Source organism: Variovorax sp. ISS6 (assembly GCF_056523145.1).
Window position 1 is genome coordinate 6,091,298 of record NZ_JAWRZC010000001.1, and the last position, 16,518, is coordinate 6,107,815.

Sequence of the window (16,518 nt, forward strand, 5' to 3'; positions counted from 1 at the left end):
CCTTCGAAGCTGAACACCGCATCGACCTTACCCCGGCGGCCATGGCCGTCCTTGTAGGGCTTGATGAAGATTTGCAATGGGCAGCGAGCTTGTGCAAGCCGTATCTCAACACGTAACGGAACGGACACGGAATCGCGTGGGCGCGCCTATTCGGCGCGCGCGGGCACGAGGATCTCGCGCTGGCCGCTGCCGCTCATGGCGCTCACCAGGCCGGCCTTCTCCATGTCCTCGACCAGCCGCGCCGCGCGGTTGTAGCCGATCTTCAGGTGGCGCTGCACCAGCGAGATGCTGGCCTTGCGGTTCTTGAGCACCACCTCGACCGCCTGGTCGTACATCGGGTCCTTCTCGCTGTCGCCACCGCCGCCGAGCAGGTCGCCGTCACCGTCGCCGTCGACCGTGCCGCCTTCGAGCACGCCCTCGATGTAGTCGGGCTCACCCTGGCTCTTCAGATAGGCCACCACGCGGTGCACTTCCTCGTCGCTCACGAAGGCACCGTGCACGCGCACCGGCAGGCCGGTGCCGCTGGGCATGTAGAGCATGTCGCCCATGCCGAGCAGCGCCTCGGCGCCCATCTGGTCGAGGATGGTGCGGCTGTCGATCTTGCTCGAGACCTGGAACGCAATGCGGGTCGGGATGTTGGCCTTGATGAGGCCGGTGATCACGTCGACGCTAGGGCGCTGCGTGGCCAGGATCAGGTGGATGCCTGCGGCGCGCGCCTTCTGCGCGAGGCGGGCGATCAGCTCCTCGATCTTCTTACCGACCACCATCATCAGGTCGGCCAGCTCGTCGATCACCACCACGATGTGCGGCTCGCGGCGCAGCGGCTCGGGGTCGTCGGGCGTGAGGCTGAAGGGGTTGTAGATGAACTCCTCGCGCGCCTTGGCCTCGTCGATCTTGGTGTTGTAGCCCGCGAGGTTGCGCACGCCGAGCTTGCTCATGAGCTTGTAGCGGCGCTCCATCTCGGCCACGCACCAGTTCAGGCCGTGCGCGGCCTGGCGCATGTCGGTGACCACGGGCGCGAGCAGGTGCGGGATGCCTTCGTAGACCGACATTTCCAGCATCTTGGGGTCGATCATGAGCAGGCGCACGTCGCGCGCCTCGGCCTTGTAGAGCAGGCTCAGGATCATCGCGTTGATCCCCACCGACTTGCCCGAACCGGTGGTACCGGCCACCAGCACGTGCGGCATCTTCGCGAGGTCGGCGACCACGGGGTTGCCGATGATGTCCTTGCCCAGGCCCATCGTGAGCATCGACTTGCCCTCGTTGTAGACCTGCGAGCCGAGGATCTCGCTGAGCTTGATCGACTGGCGCTTGGCGTTCGGCAGTTCGAGCGCCATGTAGTTCTTGCCCGGGATGGTCTCGACCACGCGGATCGACACCAGCGAAAGCGAGCGCGCGAGGTCCTTCGCGAGGTTGACGATCTGCGAGCCCTTGACGCCGGTGGCGGGCTCGATCTCGTAGCGCGTGATGACCGGGCCGGGCGAGGCGAGCACGACGCGCACCTCGACGCCGAAGTCCTTGAGCTTCTTCTCGATCATGCGCGAGGTCATCTCGAGCGTGTCGGAGGAGACGGTCTCCTGGCGCGCCTGCGCGGCATCGAGCAGGTCGACCTGCGGCAGCTTGTTGTCGGGCAGTTCCTTGAACAGCGGCTTCTGGCGCTCCTTGGCGACACGGTCGCTCTTGGGCACCTCGGTCATCGCGGGCTCGATCTGCACCGGCGGCGATGCGGGGCGGCGCTTGGCGCGCGGCTCGATGCGCAGGTCGTCCATGTCGGGCACGGCGGTGGACTGATGCTCGCCATCGATCGAGGGCTCGACGGCACCGCGCGGCACATAGGCCGGCTCGTCGTCGACCTCGGCGCGGCGCTCGCGCACGGCCTTCTTGCCCAGTGCGATGTCGGCGGCGACCTCGCGCTTCTCGCGCCGCGATTCGAACAGCGAATACACGCGCGCGCCGATGCGCTCGGCGATCTGGCTCCACGAGAAGCGGAACACCAGCGCCGAACCGATCACGCCGCCGGCGATGGCCACCAGCGCCGAACCCGTGAAGCCCATCCAGCGCACGCTCGCGGGACCGACCAGCAGGCCGATGGCGCCGCCGCCCGAGCCGGGCAAGTGCGACTCGAGCCGGTACAGGCGCGACCACTCGAGCATGGTGCTCGCGCACAGCAGCAGCACGAGCCCGAACCAGAAGGCCAGGCGGCTGCGGTTGAAGCGGCCGCGCGGCGCGGGATCGCCCTGAGGGCCCTCCTCTCCGCCGCGCATCCAGCTCGCGAGCGAGGACAGCCAGGCGCGCAGCCCGGCTGCCAGGCACCACCAGACCGAGTAGCCGGCGAGGAAGTAGCTGCCGTCGGCCACCCAGGCGCCGATGCGGCCGCCCCAGTTCTTGATCTCGCCGCCGGTGCCCGAGGTCGACCAGGCCGCATCGGAGGGCGTGAAGCTCAGCATGGCGAGCAGCCAGAACAACAGCGCCGCGAAACCGGCGATCAGGGTGATCTCGTGGGCGAAGCGCATGGCCCGCACACGCACGGGCGCACCTTCGCCGGCCGTGGAAGAGTGAAGCGTATTGAGCGAATAGGTCATGAAATACTGGCGGCCAGACCGGCGGGACGCGGGTCTGGCGGCACGAACACTACAACGAAAAGGGCCGCGGCTATTCTGCCGCGTCCACGGGCCGCGGCAGTTTCGCTCACACCTTCTTTCACGCCCTCGCGCCGGCTCAGGCCAGCGACAGCAGGCGCTCCTTGACGATCATCGAGCCGTCCTCGAGGGTCTGCACGAAACCGCGCTCCTCGAGATCCTTCATCACGCGGCTCACCATCTCGCGCGAGGCGCCGACCATCTTTGCGAGGTCCTGGCGCGAGATCTTCTCGCGCACCTTGAGGTTGCCGGCGCCGTCGTCGACCGCGAACTCGAGCAGCGAGCGCGCGACGCGGCCGTAGACGTCCATCAGCGCGAGCGACTCGATCTTGCGGTCGGCATGGCGCAGGCGCTGCACCAGGCCGCGCATGATGTTGTAGGCCATCGAGGAGTTCTCGGGCAGGCAGCGCGCGAAGGCTTCGCGGCCCAGCATCAGCACGTCGCACTGGATCTCGGTGCGTACCGTGGCCGAATGCGGCTCGTCGTCGATCAGGCTCATCTCGCCCAGATAGTCGCCGGGATGCAGCGTGGCGAGGATGACCTCGCGGCCGCGGCTGTCGGCACTGGCCACGCGCGCTCGCCCGGTCAGGATGATGTAGAGCGCATCGGACTTCTTGCCCTGCTCGACCACGACCTCCGCGCGCTTGAAGCGCTTCTTGATGATCGCATCCGCAATGCTTGCGGACTGCGAAGGAGTCAGCGACGCGAACAGCGGAACGCGCCGGAGCAATTCAAGGTTGGACAGCATCGACATTCATTCAATCCCTGGTACCGCGCGCTCCTGCGGTCGGGCCATCGGCGCGCCGATGGATTACTACAATCGCGCGCATTGAAAACACCGTGCACTCGGTGGTTGATCCGAGCGGCGATACTCCCCATGTATCGCTACCACCCTCAAAATGTACACGCTGAATCAGCGCAATTCCTAGGTTTTTACGCACCATGTCCGCTTCCCAACATGCCAAGGTTTTAATTCTGGGCTCAGGTCCCGCCGGTTATACGGCTGCCGTTTATGCGGCGCGTGCAAATCTTCAGCCTTTGCTGATTACCGGCATGGCCCAGGGCGGGCAATTGATGACGACCACCGAGGTCGACAATTGGCCTGCCGATGTGCATGGCGTGCAGGGGCCCGACCTCATGCAGCGTTTCCTGGAGCACGCCGAGCGCTTCAAGACGCAGATCGTGTTCGACCACATCAACAAGGTCGACCTGAGCAAGCGCCCCTTCACGCTCACCGGCGACAGCGGCACCTACACCTGCGACGCGCTCGTGATCGCCACCGGTGCGTCGGCCAAGTACCTGGGCCTCGAATCCGAACAGAAGTTCATGGGCCGCGGCGTGTCGGGTTGCGCCACCTGCGACGGATTCTTCTATCGCGAGCAGGAAGTCTGCGTGATCGGCGGCGGCAATACGGCGGTCGAGGAAGCGCTTTATCTTTCGAATATCGCCAAAAAAGTAACGCTGGTGCATCGCCGCGACAAATTCCGCGCGGAACCCATCCTGATCGACAAGCTTCATGAAAAAGAAGCCGAGGGAAAAATCGAGTTGAAAGTACACAATACGCTCGACGAAGTTCTGGGCGACGATTCCGGCGTGACCGGCATCCGCATCAAGAACACGCAGACCGGCGCGACCGAACAGATCGACCTCAAGGGCTGCTTCATCGCGATCGGCCACCACCCGAACACGGACATCTTCCAGGGCCAGGTCGACATGAAGGATGGCTACATCGTCACGCGTTCGGGCCTGCAGGGCTTCGCCACCATGACCAGCGTGCCGGGCGTGTTCGCCGCCGGCGACGTGCAGGATCACATCTACCGCCAGGCCATCACCAGCGCCGGCACGGGCTGCATGGCCGCGCTCGATGCGCAGCGCTTCCTGGAGCAGGACGGCACGCTCTGAGTCGCCAAGCTCCTCGACGAGGCGGGCCTTGCGCCCGCCTTTTTCATGGCCCCGCCTTCGGTTTCCCTGCCGGTCCGCCAAAAGGGCTATAATCCAAGGCTTTGCCGAAATCGCACCCTCCTGGGTGCCAGCGGCAATCCGGGGTACCGCCACCCGTTTCTGGCGAGGTCAAGCTGCAAAACACCCTCGGCCACTGCCGTCGAGCCGGTGCCAGCTGTTCAAGAAAGAGTGTCCTCATGGCACGCGTATGTGAAGTCACGGGCAAGGGCCCGATGGTGGGAAACAACGTTTCTCACGCCAACAACAAAACCAAGCGCCGGTTCCTGCCGAACCTGCAATACCGTCGTTTCTGGGTCGAAACGGAAAACCGCTGGGTTCGCCTGCGTGTTTCGAGCGCTGCCCTGCGCCTGATCGACAAGAACGGCATCGACGCCGTGCTCGCAGACCTGCGTGCACGCGGCCAAGCTTAAGGAGCTGAATCATGGCAACGAGCAAAGGCGGACGCGAAAAGATCAAGCTGGAATCCACCGCGGGTACCGGCCACTTCTACACGACCAGCAAGAACAAGAAGACGATGCCTGAAAAGATGTCGATCATGAAGTTCGACCCCAAGGCACGCAAGCACGTCGAATACAAGGAAATCAAGCTGAAGTAATTCAGCCTGAATTCTTTCTAAAAAGCCCGCAGCGCAAGCCGCGGGCTTTTTTATTTGTCTGGAATTTCGATCAACGGGCAAATGCGACGGGCACAAAAAAGCCGGCCACGAGGCCGGCTTTTTGACGAGAGAAAAGGCTCCCTCAGGCGCGTGCCGAGCGCAGCCGCGTCGAGAACTCGCGCAGGCCCGCAATGCCGCTGGCTTCCGCGCGATGGCACCAGGCCGCCAGGTCGGCCGCCAGTTGCTCGCGCGAGTGCGAGGTGTTGAGCCAGAGCTGGCGCAGTTCTTCGCGCATGGTCGCCATCTTGTCGAGCACCGGGTGGGCGGCACGGGCCTGCACCACGTGCGAGCGGGCCGAGGCGGGCACCTTGTCGTCGTCGCGGTGCATCCAGCGCTTGGCGGCCTTCAGCGCCGAGAGGTCGGCGCCCTTGCTCTTGAGCGCGGCGATTTCCTCCTGCGTGGCGCGGCGCATCTCGCGCGCGAAACCGGCCATCACTTCGTAGCGATTGGCGATCACGGCCTCGAGCGTCTTCTCGTTGGCCACGGGCTGGATGTCGCCGATCAGCATCTTCGGCGGCACCTTCTTGACCTTGGCCCAACCGATCTTCTGCATCATCTGGATGTAGATCCAGCCAATGTCGAACTCGTACTTCTTGACCGAGAACTTGGCCGAGGTCGGGTAGGTGTGGTGGTTGTTGTGCAGCTCTTCGCCGCCGATGATCAGGCCCCAGGGCATGATGTTGCGGCTGGCGTCGGGCGCCTCGAAGTTGCGGTAGCCCCAGTAGTGGCCGATGCCGTTGATGATGCCGGCGGCGGTGATCGGGATCCACAGCATCTGGACCGCCCACACGGCCATGCCGAGCGTGCCGAACAGCGCCAGGTTGAGCACCAGCATCAGGCCCACGCCCTGCCAGCTGTAGCGCGAATACAGGTTGCGCTCGATCCAGTCGTCGGGCGTGCCGTGACCGTAGCGCTCCATCGTTTCCTTGTTCTTCGACTCCGCGCGGTAGAGCTCGGCGCCGCGCCAGAGCACTTCCTCGATGCCCTTGACCTGCGGGCTGTGCGGATCTTCCTCGCTCTCGCACTTGGCGTGGTGCTTGCGGTGGATCGCGACCCACTCCTTCGTCACCATGCCGGTGCCGATCCAGAGCCAGAAACGGAAGAAATGCGACGGGATCGGACCGAGGTCCATCGCCCGGTGCGTTTGCGTCCGGTGCAGGAAGATCGTCACGGCGGCGATCGTGATGTGCGTGGTGACGAGCGTGTACAGCACGATCTGCCACCAGGTGAGATCCCACAGGCCGTTTCCGAGCCAGTCGATGGCCGCGCTCAGGATGGCGGAGTCAGGAAGCAACATTGAGTCAGGTACTCCATAACCGCACGAAGGTGCGGCTTCCAGGTAACTCGCAATTTTAAAGCCGGGGGTCAGGAATCACTCACCTTTCACCCCATGGTTTGCGCAGATTTACCCTAACTTTGGAGCCCCGTACCTATTTGCGGTTCCACACGGCGGCAAAGAAACCGTCGGTGGCGTGCAGATGGGGCCACAGGCGCAGGTAACGCCGTCCGTCGGCGCCGCCCGCGACCAGGCTGTCGCCCTGCTCCACCTTGAGGCCCTGCAGCAGTTCCGCCGCGTCCACGGGCACGAAATCGGGATTCGCGGCGCCGAAAGCCTCCGCGATGGCCTCGTTCTCCTCGGGCAGCACGCTGCAGGTGGCGTAGACCAGCCGCCCGCCCGACTTCACGAGCCGGGCCGCGCTCTGCAGGATCGCCGCCTGCTTCACGGTCAGTTCTTCCACCGATTGGGCCGATTGGCGCCATTTGAGGTCCGGATTGCGCCGCAGCGTCCCGAGCCCCGAGCACGGCGCGTCGACCAGCACGCGGTCGATCTTGCCCGCCAGCCGCTTCACCCGGTCGTCGCGCTCGTGCGCGATGGCGGCGGGATGCACGTTCGAGAGCTTGCTGCGCGCCAGCCGGGGCTTGAGCGCGTCGAGGCGGTGCGCCGAGGTGTCGAAGGCGTACAGCCGCCCGGTGTTGCGCATGCCCGCGCCGATCGCGAGCGTCTTGCCGCCGGCGCCCGCGCAGAAATCGACCACCATCTCGCCGCGCTTGGCATCCAGCAGCAGCGCCAGCAGCTGCGAACCCTCGTCCTGCACCTCGATGGCGCCGCGCACGAAGGCATCGAGCTTGGTCAGCGCGGGCTTGCCTTCGAGGCGCAGGCCCCAGGGCGAATACGGTGTTGCTTCCGATTTGATAGCAGCCTTGGCAAGCTCCGCCTTCACATCGGCTCGCTTGTCGTGCAAGGAATTGACGCGCAGGTCGAGCGGCGCCGGCTGCTGCAGGCTCCGGACCAGCGGCCAGAAGCCGTCGCCGAGCTGGCTCTTGAGCGGCGCCACCAGCCATTCGGGCAGGTTGTGACGATGGCGTTCGAGCAGGTCGGCCTCGCTGACCGCGTCGCAGTTGTCGAGCCAGCGCTTCTCGGTGTCGTTGAGCGCGCTCTTGAGGAAGTCGCGCGGGCCGTGGAAGCCCAGGATCGCCATCCGGCGCTCCTTCGGGCCGCTGCCCGAGGGCGAGAGGTGATCGAACAGCAGCTTCTTGCGCAGCACGGTGTAGACCGTCTCGGCCAGGGTGGCGCGCTCGCGCGGACCGAACTCGCGGTGGTCGCGGAAGAAGCGCGAAACCACCTGGTCGGCGGGATGATCGAATTTCAGGACCAGGCCGACCAGATCGGCGGTGGCCTCCAACAGGGCTTTGGGGTGCATGCCCCGATTGTCTCAGCCGCCGTCGCCTCAGGCGCCGCGCGTCCAGACCGGACCGAAAGCCTGCCGCTCGATGTCCGCCAAGGTCGGCGAATGCCCGGCCCACAGCACCAGGGCCACGCCGGGCAGGCTCAGCGTCTGCTCGAGCTGGCGGCACAGCTGCCAGCGCTCCTCGTCGTCCAGGCCCGGCAGCTCGACGAAGACGACGAAGGCGCGCCGCCACGGAAACTCGCGCAGGTTCTTGCGCACCAGCCAGGCGCGCGACACCGGCAGGTTGCGCACGAGGTCGGCCCGCAGCTCGTCGAGCTCGTGTTCGTTGAGGTCGTGCCGGCCGATCTGGGCGAAGCACGGCGTCTCGGTCAGTTCCTCCCAGGCGCGCGCCTCGGCCTCCTCGGCCTCCTTCAGGCGGCCGCGCCAGTGCTTGAGGCCCGCCTCGTCGTGCGGGCCGGCATCGGGGTTCTCGAGCACCGCCACCGCATTGCGCGCCGCCCACCAGCGGCTGGCGGAGCCCGATTCGTGCAGCCGCTCGAGCACCGCGAGCCGCGCCTCGCGCTCGGTCGGCGGAATCATCTGCGCCAGGCCGCGCAAGGCACCCGGATGCTCGGGCGCGATCCGCAGCGCGCGCTCGTAGTGCTCGCGCACGGGCGCCGAGGTGTCGAGGCGGCGCTCGGCATCGGCCCACTCGACCCACTCGTCGGGCGTATTGCGCTCGCCGCGCGCCGCCAGCACGGCGATGCGCTCGCGGATGCGCGAGCGGTGCGCGTGATGCTGCTTCCAGTCGGCGGCATGGGCCTGGCGCCACTGGGCGTCGAAGTGCGCGATCCAGCGCGGGCCGTCGACCAGCATCTCGAGCGCCGGCCGCTTCGACCAGGCCGGCACCGTCGCCTTCTGGCGCAGCGCCTCGAGCCGGTCGCGCAGCACCGGATGGGTGTCTTCCAGGTCGCTGACGCGGCGCATCGCCTCGCGCAGCGCCTGGCGCGCGAACTCCGGCCCCGGCGGCGTCGCGACGCATTCGCGCAGCCCCGCGAAGGGCCCCGGCGGCAGCGGCTCGCGCTCGGCCCGGGCCCAGTGCCAGGGCCAGAACTCGTTCGCGTACCAGCTGGCCTTGATCGAGATCTCGGTCAGCGCCGCGGCCGCCACCGAGGTGCCGAGCAGCCGGCCCGAGATGCGGTCGGCCTCGTACTCGTCCTGCCGCGCGAGCGCGAAGGTCTTGGCCGCGAAGCGCGGGAAATACCAGCGGAAGAAGGCCTGCGAGACGATCGCCATCACGCCTTCGTTGCGCTGCAGGTTGGCATCGAGCTTGAGCCACGACAGCCGCGTGCGGTAGATCCAGGCGCTGAGCTTGCCGTGGTTGCCGCGCAGGTGGCCGTACTCGTGCGCGAGCACCGACAGCAGCCGCCGCCGGTCGAGCATCATCAGGAGCGGCAGCCCGATGCTCAGCGAATTGACCGCGCCGCCGAAGAGCCCGAAGCGCGGCACCTGGCGGATGCTGGCGTTGAAGTCGTCGTCGAGGTAGACATGGTGGACCGGCGGCCCCTTGATCTTGCCGCGGATGCGGTCGAGCGCCTCGAACAGCTGGGGCGCGTCCTCGCGCGAGAGCTCCAGGCCATGCGGCTCGTCGAAGCGCACCCACAGCGCCCGCACGGTGGCCCACAGCAGGCCCAGGCCGAACAGCAGCAGCCAGCCGCGCGAGACGCTGAACCCGCCGTCGCCGAGCGACACGGCGACCCAGACGATCAGCCCCATCGCCAGCCCGAGACAGGCCAGCACCCACAGATAGCCCAGCGCCGCGAACGCCGCCACGCCGCGGCGGTAACGCGCGCTGTCCTCCGCGCTGGCATGCTCGCTCAGCCGGACGAGGTGGACAAAATCAGCGCGATCCATTCCGGTACTTCCGCCGGCCCCGGCATGCCTGCCGGCGGCCCCGACTCCTGACAAAGAAAGAAACGACCCCGTGACCGACGACGACCTGCCGCCCCTGATCGAAACCCCGCCGGGCCGCTACCGCCACTACAAGGGCGGGGAATACGAGGTGCTGGGCACCGTGCGCCACAGCGAGACCCTGGAACCGATGACGCTCTACCGCGCGCTCTACGGCGCCCGGGGCCTGTGGGTACGTCCGGCCGCGATGTTCGGGGAAACCGTGGACATCGATGGCCGGCCGCAGCCGCGCTTCGCGCGGATCGACGGCTGAAGCGGCACGGACCGCTCAGCCGCAGCGGACGTCGGTCACCCGGTTGCGGGCATCGACGTCGAGGTTCAGGCGCCCGCCATCGAGTTCGGTGGTCGCGGCATCGCCGGGCTTGAGCACGCGCACCGTGCCGGCGCCCGCGCGCACCTTGGCGGCGGCTTCGAGCTGCGGCGTGAGCTGCTGGCCCACGGCGAAACGGGCACCGTCGGCTCCGCACTGGAACACCGGGGCGGGCGGCGGCGCCGGCGCGGCGGGCGGCGGCGGGGCCGGAGTGGCACAGCCTGCCATCAGGGCGGCACCGGCGATCGTGGACAGTAGCGATTGGGTTTTCACTGCGACTCCCGAAAACCCGCGAATATAAACAAGTTCTTTACGGATTGTGTCCTGATGTATCCATCAGCCACTGGGCGATGGCGCGTGGATACAACTGGTGCTCCTGCGCGAGCACCCGGCCGGCGAGCGTCGCCGCCGTGTCGTCGGACAGCACCGGCACCACGGCCTGGGCCAGGATCGGGCCATGGTCGAGCTCGGTCGTGACTTGGTGCACCGTGACGCCCGCCACCTTGCAGCCCGCATCGATCGCTCGCTGGTGGGTGTGCAGGCCCGGAAACGCCGGCAGCAGCGAGGGATGGATGTTCACCAGCCGCCCGGCATAGCGCTCGACGAAACCGGGCGTCAGGATGCGCATGAAGCCCGCGAGCACCACCAGTGCCGGTGCGTGCGCGTCGACCGCCGCGGCGAGCGCCTGGTCGAAGGCTTCGCGGCTCTCGAAATCCTTGTGCGGCACCACCGCGGTCGCGATGCCCTGCGCCCGGGCCAGCGCCAGGCCGCCCGCCTCCGCCTTGTTGCTGACGACGGCGGCGACGCGGGCGCCGAAACGCTCGGCCCAGCGGTCGCGCGCCGCGGCGCGCACGATGGCCTCCATGTTGGAGCCGCCGCCGGAGATCAGGATCACGATGTTCTTCATGGGAGGCGGGATTATCCGTGCCCGCCAAGGTGCCCTTTTCCGGCCCGCCCCTTGCCGCGCGAGGTCCGCGCACCCAGACTTGTCGCCGCGCGGACAGCGATTTGCAGCACGACCGTGCTAAAACTCATGGCTCCGGAGACACGCCGCGTCTGCGGTGCACCGACGATCAACACAGCGAGGCACGCATGGATTTGAGCTTCACGCCCGAAGAACAGCAGTTCCGCGAAGAGATTCGCGCATGGGTCAAAGAAAACCTTCCCAAGGAAATCTCCACCAAGGTCCACAACGCGCTGGAACTCACGCGCGACGATATGCAGACCTGGGCCAAGATCCTCGGCAAAAAGGGCTGGCTGGGCTACGGCTGGCCCAAGGAATTCGGCGGTCCCGGCTGGACCGCCGTGCAGCGCCACCTGTTCGAGGAAGAGACCGCGCTGGCCGGCGCGCCGCGCATCGTGCCCTTCGGCCCGGTGATGGTGGCCCCGGTCATCATGGCCTTCGGCAGCCCCGAGCAGCAGAAGCGCTTCCTGCCCGGCATCGCCAGCGGCGAGGTCTGGTGGAGCCAGGGCTACAGCGAACCGGGCTCGGGCTCCGACCTCGCCTCGCTCAAGACCAAGGCCGAACGCCAGGGCGACAAGTACATCGTCAACGGCCAGAAGACCTGGACCACGCTCGGCCAGTACGGCGACTGGATGTTCAACCTCGTGCGCACCAGCAGCGAGGGCAAGCCCCAGACCGGCATCAGCTTCCTGCTGCTCGACATGAAGTCGCCCGGCGTCACCGTGCGCCCGATCAAGCTGCTCGACGGCGGCCATGAAGTCAACGAGGTGTTCTTCGACAACGTCGAGGTGCCGGCCGAGAACCTGATCGGCGAGGAGAACAAGGGCTGGACCTACGCCAAGCACCTGCTCTCGCACGAGCGCACCAACATCGCCGACGTCAACCGCGCCAAGCGCGAGCTCGAGCGCCTCAAGCGCATCGCGAAGACCGAGGGCGTGTACGACGACGCCCGCTTCCGCGACGAGATCGCCAGGCTCGAGGTCGACATCGTCGCGCTCGAGATGATGGTGCTGCGCGTGCTGTCGGCCGCCACCTCGGGCAAGAACTCGCTCGACGTGGCCGGCCTGCTCAAGATCCGCGGCAGCGAGATCCAGCAGCGCTACAGCGAACTGATGATGCTCGCGGGCGGTCCGTATTCGCTGCCGCTGATCCGCGAAGCCATGGCCGCCGGCTGGCAGGGCAACTTCCCGGGCGGCAACCCGGCGCTCGCGCCGCTGTCGTCGACCTTCTTCAACATGCGCAAGACCACCATCTACGGCGGCTCGAACGAAGTGCAACGCAACATCGTCGCGCAGACGGTGCTGGGCTGAGGAGACAAAGACATGGATTTCAATTTCACCGACGACCAGGAACAACTGCGCGACGCCGTCCGCAAATGGGTCGACAAGGGCTATGACTTCGAGCGCCGCCGCGGCATCGAGGCCAAGGGCGGCTTCTCGCGCGAGGCCTGGGACGAACTGGCCGAGCTCGGCCTCGGCGGCCTCTACATTTCCGAGGACGACGGCGGCCTGGGCATGGGCCCGGTGGCCGGCATGGTCGTGATGGAAGAACTGGGCCGCGGCATCGTGCTCGAGCCCTTCGCGCAGACGCTGATCGCGGGCGCCGTGCTCGGCGGCTACGCGGGCGACGCGCTCAAGAAGGCCTGGCTGCCGCGCATCGCGGGCGGCGAGGCCATCGTGGTGCTGGCCTACCAGGAACGCAAGGCGCGCTACCGCCTCGACGTCTGCGAAGCCCAGGCCGTGAAGGCCGGCGAAGGCTGGAGCCTGACCGGCGCCAAGAGCCTGGTGGCCATCGGCGACCAGGCCGATGCCTACCTCGTGCCCGCCCAGGCCGACGGCAAGATCGCCCTGTTCCTGGTCGAGCGCAGCGCCAGCGGCGTGGAAGCGCGCGGCTACGGCACGCAGGACGGCAGCCGCGCCGCCGAGGTGGTGTTCGACAAGGCCGACGCCACGCTGGTCACGGCCGATGGCCTCGCGGCCCTCGAATACGCGGTCGACGTCGGCATCGCCGCCACCTGCGCCGAAGCGGTGGGCGTGCTCGACAAGACGCTGGACGTGACGGTCGACTACATGAACCAGCGCAAGCAGTTCGGCGTGGTCATCTCGAGCTTCCAGGCGCTGCGCCACCGCGTCGCCGACATGAAGATGCAGCTCGAGCTCGCGCGCTCGATGAGCTACTACGCCACGCTCAAGCTCAACGCCCCCGCGGCCGAGCGGCGCCAGGCGCTGGCGCGCGCCAAGTACCAGCTCGGCGTGTCGATGCGCTTCGTGGGCCAGAACTCGGTGCAGCTGCATGGCGGCATCGGCGTGACCGACGAATACATCGGCAGCCACTACTTCCGCAAGCTCACGCAGCTCGAGATGAGCTTCGGCGACAGCTTCCACCACCTGGGCGAGGTGTCGGCGCGCATGCAGGACACGGCCGGCGTCTTCGCCTGACGCCGCTTTTCTCTTAGCATCCAGCGCCCGCCCGCCTTCGCGCCGGCGGGCGTTTTTCATTCGGAACGGCCGCCGCCACGCAACCACAACGACCATGCCATCCCGCCGCACCCTCCTCCTCGGCGCACCGCCGGTCCTCGCCGGGCTGCTCGCCTCTCCCGCCCTCCTGTTGACCGCCTGCGCCAACGCGCCGACCGCCATGCCCTCGCTCGCCGACCGCCCGCCCATCGTCTTCGTGCACGGCAACGGCGACTCGGCCGCGCTGTGGCAGACCACGCTCTGGCGCTTCGAGTCGAACGGCTGGCCGCGCGAGCGGCTGTTCGCCTTCGACCAGCCCCTGCCGCTGGCGCGCGACGACGACGGCGTGGCCCAGGCCGGGCGCAGCTCCACGGCCGAATCGGCCGCCTTCCTCAAGGAACGGGTCGAGCAGGTGCTGCGCGCCACCGGCGCGGCCAGGGTCGTGCTGATCGGCAACTCGCGCGGCGGCAACACCATCCGCAACTACGTGCAGAACGGCGGCGGCGCGGCCGTCGTCAGCCACGTGGTGCTCGGCGGCAACCCGGCGCACGGCATCTGGGCCGTGCCGGGCCTGCGCGAGAACAACGAGTTCTCGGGGCTGTCGCCCTTCATGCGGCAGCTCAACGCGCCCAAGGGCCCGAACGGCGACGAGGTGACGCCCGGCGTGAAGTGGCTGACGCTGCGCTCGGACAACAACGACAAGTACGCCCAGCCCGACGGCCTGTGGATCGGGTCGCCCGGCAAGCCGACGAACATCGGCTTCGACGGCCCGGCGCTCAAGGGCGCGACCAACATCGTGCTGCCGCGGGTCGACCATCGCGAGACCTCGTTCTCGCCCGCTGCGTTCGCGGCGACCTGGCAGTTCCTCACCGGCGAGGCGCCGCGCAGCCCGGAGATCGCGCACGAGGCCAACGTGGTGCTCGACGGCCGCGCGATCGGCGCGGAGAACCAGTCGCTGGCCGGCGCGCAGGTGCTGGTGTACGCGGTCGATCCGGCCACCGGCCGGCGGCTCGGCGAGCCCGTGCACCGCAAGACCATCGGCGCCGATGGCCGCTGGGGACCCTTCAGCGCGCGCCCCGATGCGGCCTACGAATTCGTGCTCGACACGCAGGCCAGCGTCACCCACGTCTACCGCAGCCCGTTCCCGCGCGGCAGCAGCCTCGTGAACCTGCGGCTCGACCCGATCGTGCCAGCCGACGGCAGCGCCAACGCGGTCGCCGTCTTCACGCGGCCGCGCGGCTACTTCGACGCCCAGCGCGACACCATGCGCTTCGACGGCCAGAGCCCGCCGGCCGGCGTTCCGCCCAAGGGGGCCGGCGTGTCGAGCTCGCGCCTGCGCGACACGGGCGCCGGGCCGCAGCGCGCGGTCACTGGCGAGTTCAACGGCGAGCGCCTCACGGGGCTCACCTGGCCGGCGGCCCAGCGCCATGTCACGGTGCTGGAACTGACCTACTGAAGAAAGGCGGCATGCGATGAACGACAGCTCTCCCTTCGTGCTCGAGGCCCGCGACGCCCGCGGCGTGGTCACGCTCACGCTCAACCGCCCGGGCGCGTTCAATGCGCTGTCCGAGGGCATGCTGGGCGCCCTCGAGGACGCCATCGCCGGCATCGCGGCCGACGACACGGTGCGTGCCGTCGTGATCGCGGGCGCCGGCAAGGCCTTCTGCGCCGGCCACGACCTGAAGGAAATGCGCGCCGCGCCCGCGCTCGACTACTACCAGCGCCTGTTCGCGCGCTGCGGCGAGATGATGCTGTCGCTGCAGCGGCTGCCGGTGCCCGTCATCGCGCGCGTGCACGGCATCGCGACCGCCGCGGGCTGCCAGTTGGTGGCGGTGTGCGACCTCGCCGTGGCCTCGAGCGAGGCGCGCTTCGCGGTCAGCGGCGTCAACGTCGGGCTGTTCTGCGCCACGCCGAGCGTCACGCTGTCGCGCAACCTCGGGCGCAAGGAAGCCTTCGAGATGCTCGTCACCGGCGAATTCATCGGCGCCGAGGAGGCGCGCGAGAAGGGCCTGGTCAACCGCGTGGCGCCGCCGGACCAGCTCGATGCCGCGCTCGAGGCGCTGCTGGCCAGCATCGTCGCCAAGCCGCGCACCGCGCTGGCGCTCGGCAAGGCGCTGTTCTACCGGCAGCTCGAAACGGGCATCGCGCCGGCACTGGCGGACGCCAGCCAGACCATGGCCTGCAACATGATGGATGCGAGTGCGCTGGAAGGCGTGCAGGCCTTCATCGAGAAGCGCCCGCCTTCCTGGAAAGCCTGAGCAGCTAGCTGTCGTGCAGCCGCGAACTCTGCGGCAGGTGCGCCATCAGGAACTCCATCTGGTCCGCCAGGATGCGGCGGTTGCGCAGGATGAAGTCCTCCCAGAGGCTGGGCACGTAGGGCGCGTAGAGCAGCGGCATGTTGGCCTGCTCGGGGGTGCGGCTGCTCTTGCGGTGGTTGCAGGGCTTGCAGGCCGTGACCACGTTCATCCAGGTGTCGATGCCGCGCTGCGCGAACGGAATGATGTGCTCGCGGGTCAGCTCGTCTTCGTGGAAGTGGCCGCCGCAGTAGGCGCAGACGTTGCGGTCGCGCGCGAACAGCTTGCTGTTGGTGAGGCCCGGACGCTGGGTGAAGGGGTTGATGCGCGGCACGCCCTTGGTGCCGATGATGCTGTTGACGGCAATCTGCGACTGCTCGCCCGTCATCGCGTTGTGGCCGCCGCGGAACAGGGCCACCTGGCCGCCAGCCTCCCAGCGGACTTCGTCCGCTGCATAGTGGATCACCGCCTGTTCGAGCGAAATCCACGACTGGGGCAGCCCTTGGGCCGACAGCTTCAAGACCTTCACCACACGCCTCCTCGACAGAACGAAAGAAACACGGAGAGACCCGGGACACGGAGCGCGTCGGCGACCTCG

General features: G+C 67.8%; 16 protein-coding genes. 8 read left to right on the forward strand and 8 right to left on the reverse strand.

The genetic code is table 11. From position 1 onward, the window contains the following. Positions 1-146: 146 nt before the first annotated feature. Together AC1HIL_RS28075 and AC1HIL_RS28080 are read right to left on the reverse strand one after the other, a co-directional pair. Positions 147-2,582, reverse strand: coding sequence for a DNA translocase FtsK (locus tag AC1HIL_RS28075; RefSeq protein WP_261215669.1), 2,436 nt, complete (start codon positions 2,580-2,582; stop codon positions 147-149). Positions 2,583-2,718: 136 nt separating this feature from the next. Continuing rightward, complete coding sequence (locus tag AC1HIL_RS28080; protein WP_479670540.1) at positions 2,719-3,393, reverse strand: Crp/Fnr family transcriptional regulator; 675 nt, start codon at positions 3,391-3,393, stop codon at positions 2,719-2,721. Positions 3,394-3,581: 188 nt separating this feature from the next. On the opposite strand from AC1HIL_RS28080, the gene trxB reads away from it, so the two are divergent. The 3 genes from trxB (at position 3,582) to rpmG (ending at position 5,196) form a co-directional block, all read left to right on the forward strand. After that, positions 3,582-4,541: a thioredoxin-disulfide reductase gene (trxB, locus tag AC1HIL_RS28085; protein WP_057595022.1), complete on the forward strand. Its 960-nt coding sequence runs from the start codon at positions 3,582-3,584 to the stop codon at positions 4,539-4,541. 236 nt (positions 4,542-4,777) lie between these two features. Next, positions 4,778-5,011, forward strand: a complete 234-nt coding sequence (rpmB, locus tag AC1HIL_RS28090; RefSeq protein WP_028251282.1) for a 50S ribosomal protein L28 — start codon at positions 4,778-4,780, stop codon at positions 5,009-5,011. Between the two features lie 11 nt (positions 5,012-5,022). After that, entirely contained in the window at positions 5,023-5,196 is a 174-nt protein-coding gene (gene rpmG, locus AC1HIL_RS28095; protein ID WP_007830291.1) for a 50S ribosomal protein L33, read from the forward strand. A gap of 142 nt (positions 5,197-5,338) precedes the next feature. On the opposite strand, the gene AC1HIL_RS28100 is transcribed toward rpmG, so the two are convergent. From AC1HIL_RS28100 to AC1HIL_RS28110, 3 genes are all read right to left on the reverse strand, one after another. Continuing rightward, positions 5,339-6,553, reverse strand: coding sequence for a DesA family fatty acid desaturase (locus tag AC1HIL_RS28100; RefSeq protein ID WP_057595023.1), 1,215 nt, complete (start codon positions 6,551-6,553; stop codon positions 5,339-5,341). Between the two features lie 133 nt (positions 6,554-6,686). Beyond that, positions 6,687-7,958, reverse strand: a complete 1,272-nt coding sequence (locus tag AC1HIL_RS28105; RefSeq protein WP_057595024.1) for an RsmB/NOP family class I SAM-dependent RNA methyltransferase — start codon at positions 7,956-7,958, stop codon at positions 6,687-6,689. A 27-nt stretch (positions 7,959-7,985) separates the two neighbouring features. After that, positions 7,986-9,839 (reverse strand): M48 family metallopeptidase, encoded by a 1,854-nt coding sequence (locus tag AC1HIL_RS28110; protein ID WP_057595025.1) that lies wholly within the window; start codon positions 9,837-9,839, stop codon positions 7,986-7,988. Between the two features lie 70 nt (positions 9,840-9,909). Here AC1HIL_RS28110 and AC1HIL_RS28115 point away from each other — a divergent pair, with 70 nt between their 5' ends. Further along, positions 9,910-10,149: a DUF1653 domain-containing protein gene (locus AC1HIL_RS28115; RefSeq protein ID WP_057595026.1), complete on the forward strand. Its 240-nt coding sequence runs from the start codon at positions 9,910-9,912 to the stop codon at positions 10,147-10,149. Between the two features lie 15 nt (positions 10,150-10,164). Here the strand turns inward: AC1HIL_RS28115 and AC1HIL_RS28120 are convergent, their stop codons facing one another. Then, positions 10,165-10,434 (reverse strand): I78 family peptidase inhibitor, encoded by a 270-nt coding sequence (locus tag AC1HIL_RS28120; RefSeq protein WP_479670541.1) that lies wholly within the window; start codon positions 10,432-10,434, stop codon positions 10,165-10,167. Positions 10,435-10,516: 82 nt separating this feature from the next. Further along, positions 10,517-11,113, reverse strand: coding sequence for a phosphoribosylglycinamide formyltransferase (gene purN, locus AC1HIL_RS28125; protein ID WP_057595028.1), 597 nt, complete (start codon positions 11,111-11,113; stop codon positions 10,517-10,519). A 185-nt stretch (positions 11,114-11,298) separates the two neighbouring features. On the opposite strand from purN, the gene AC1HIL_RS28130 reads away from it, so the two are divergent. The 4 genes from AC1HIL_RS28130 (at position 11,299) to AC1HIL_RS28145 (ending at position 15,884) form a co-directional block, all read left to right on the forward strand. Then, positions 11,299-12,480, forward strand: coding sequence for an acyl-CoA dehydrogenase family protein (locus tag AC1HIL_RS28130; protein ID WP_261215643.1), 1,182 nt, complete (start codon positions 11,299-11,301; stop codon positions 12,478-12,480). 12 nt (positions 12,481-12,492) lie between these two features. Next, complete coding sequence (locus AC1HIL_RS28135) at positions 12,493-13,608, forward strand: acyl-CoA dehydrogenase family protein (RefSeq protein WP_413762681.1); 1,116 nt, start codon at positions 12,493-12,495, stop codon at positions 13,606-13,608. 94 nt (positions 13,609-13,702) lie between these two features. Then, positions 13,703-15,082 (forward strand): alpha/beta fold hydrolase, encoded by a 1,380-nt coding sequence (locus tag AC1HIL_RS28140; protein WP_479670542.1) that lies wholly within the window; start codon positions 13,703-13,705, stop codon positions 15,080-15,082. Between the two features lie 16 nt (positions 15,083-15,098). Then, positions 15,099-15,884, forward strand: coding sequence for an enoyl-CoA hydratase (locus tag AC1HIL_RS28145; protein WP_413762679.1), 786 nt, complete (start codon positions 15,099-15,101; stop codon positions 15,882-15,884). Between the two features lie 4 nt (positions 15,885-15,888). On the opposite strand, the gene AC1HIL_RS28150 is transcribed toward AC1HIL_RS28145, so the two are convergent. Next, on the reverse strand, positions 15,889-16,449 hold the full coding sequence (locus AC1HIL_RS28150) for an HNH endonuclease (RefSeq protein WP_057595044.1): 561 nt from the start codon (positions 16,447-16,449) through the stop codon (positions 15,889-15,891). Between the last annotated feature and the right edge of the window lie 69 nt (positions 16,450-16,518).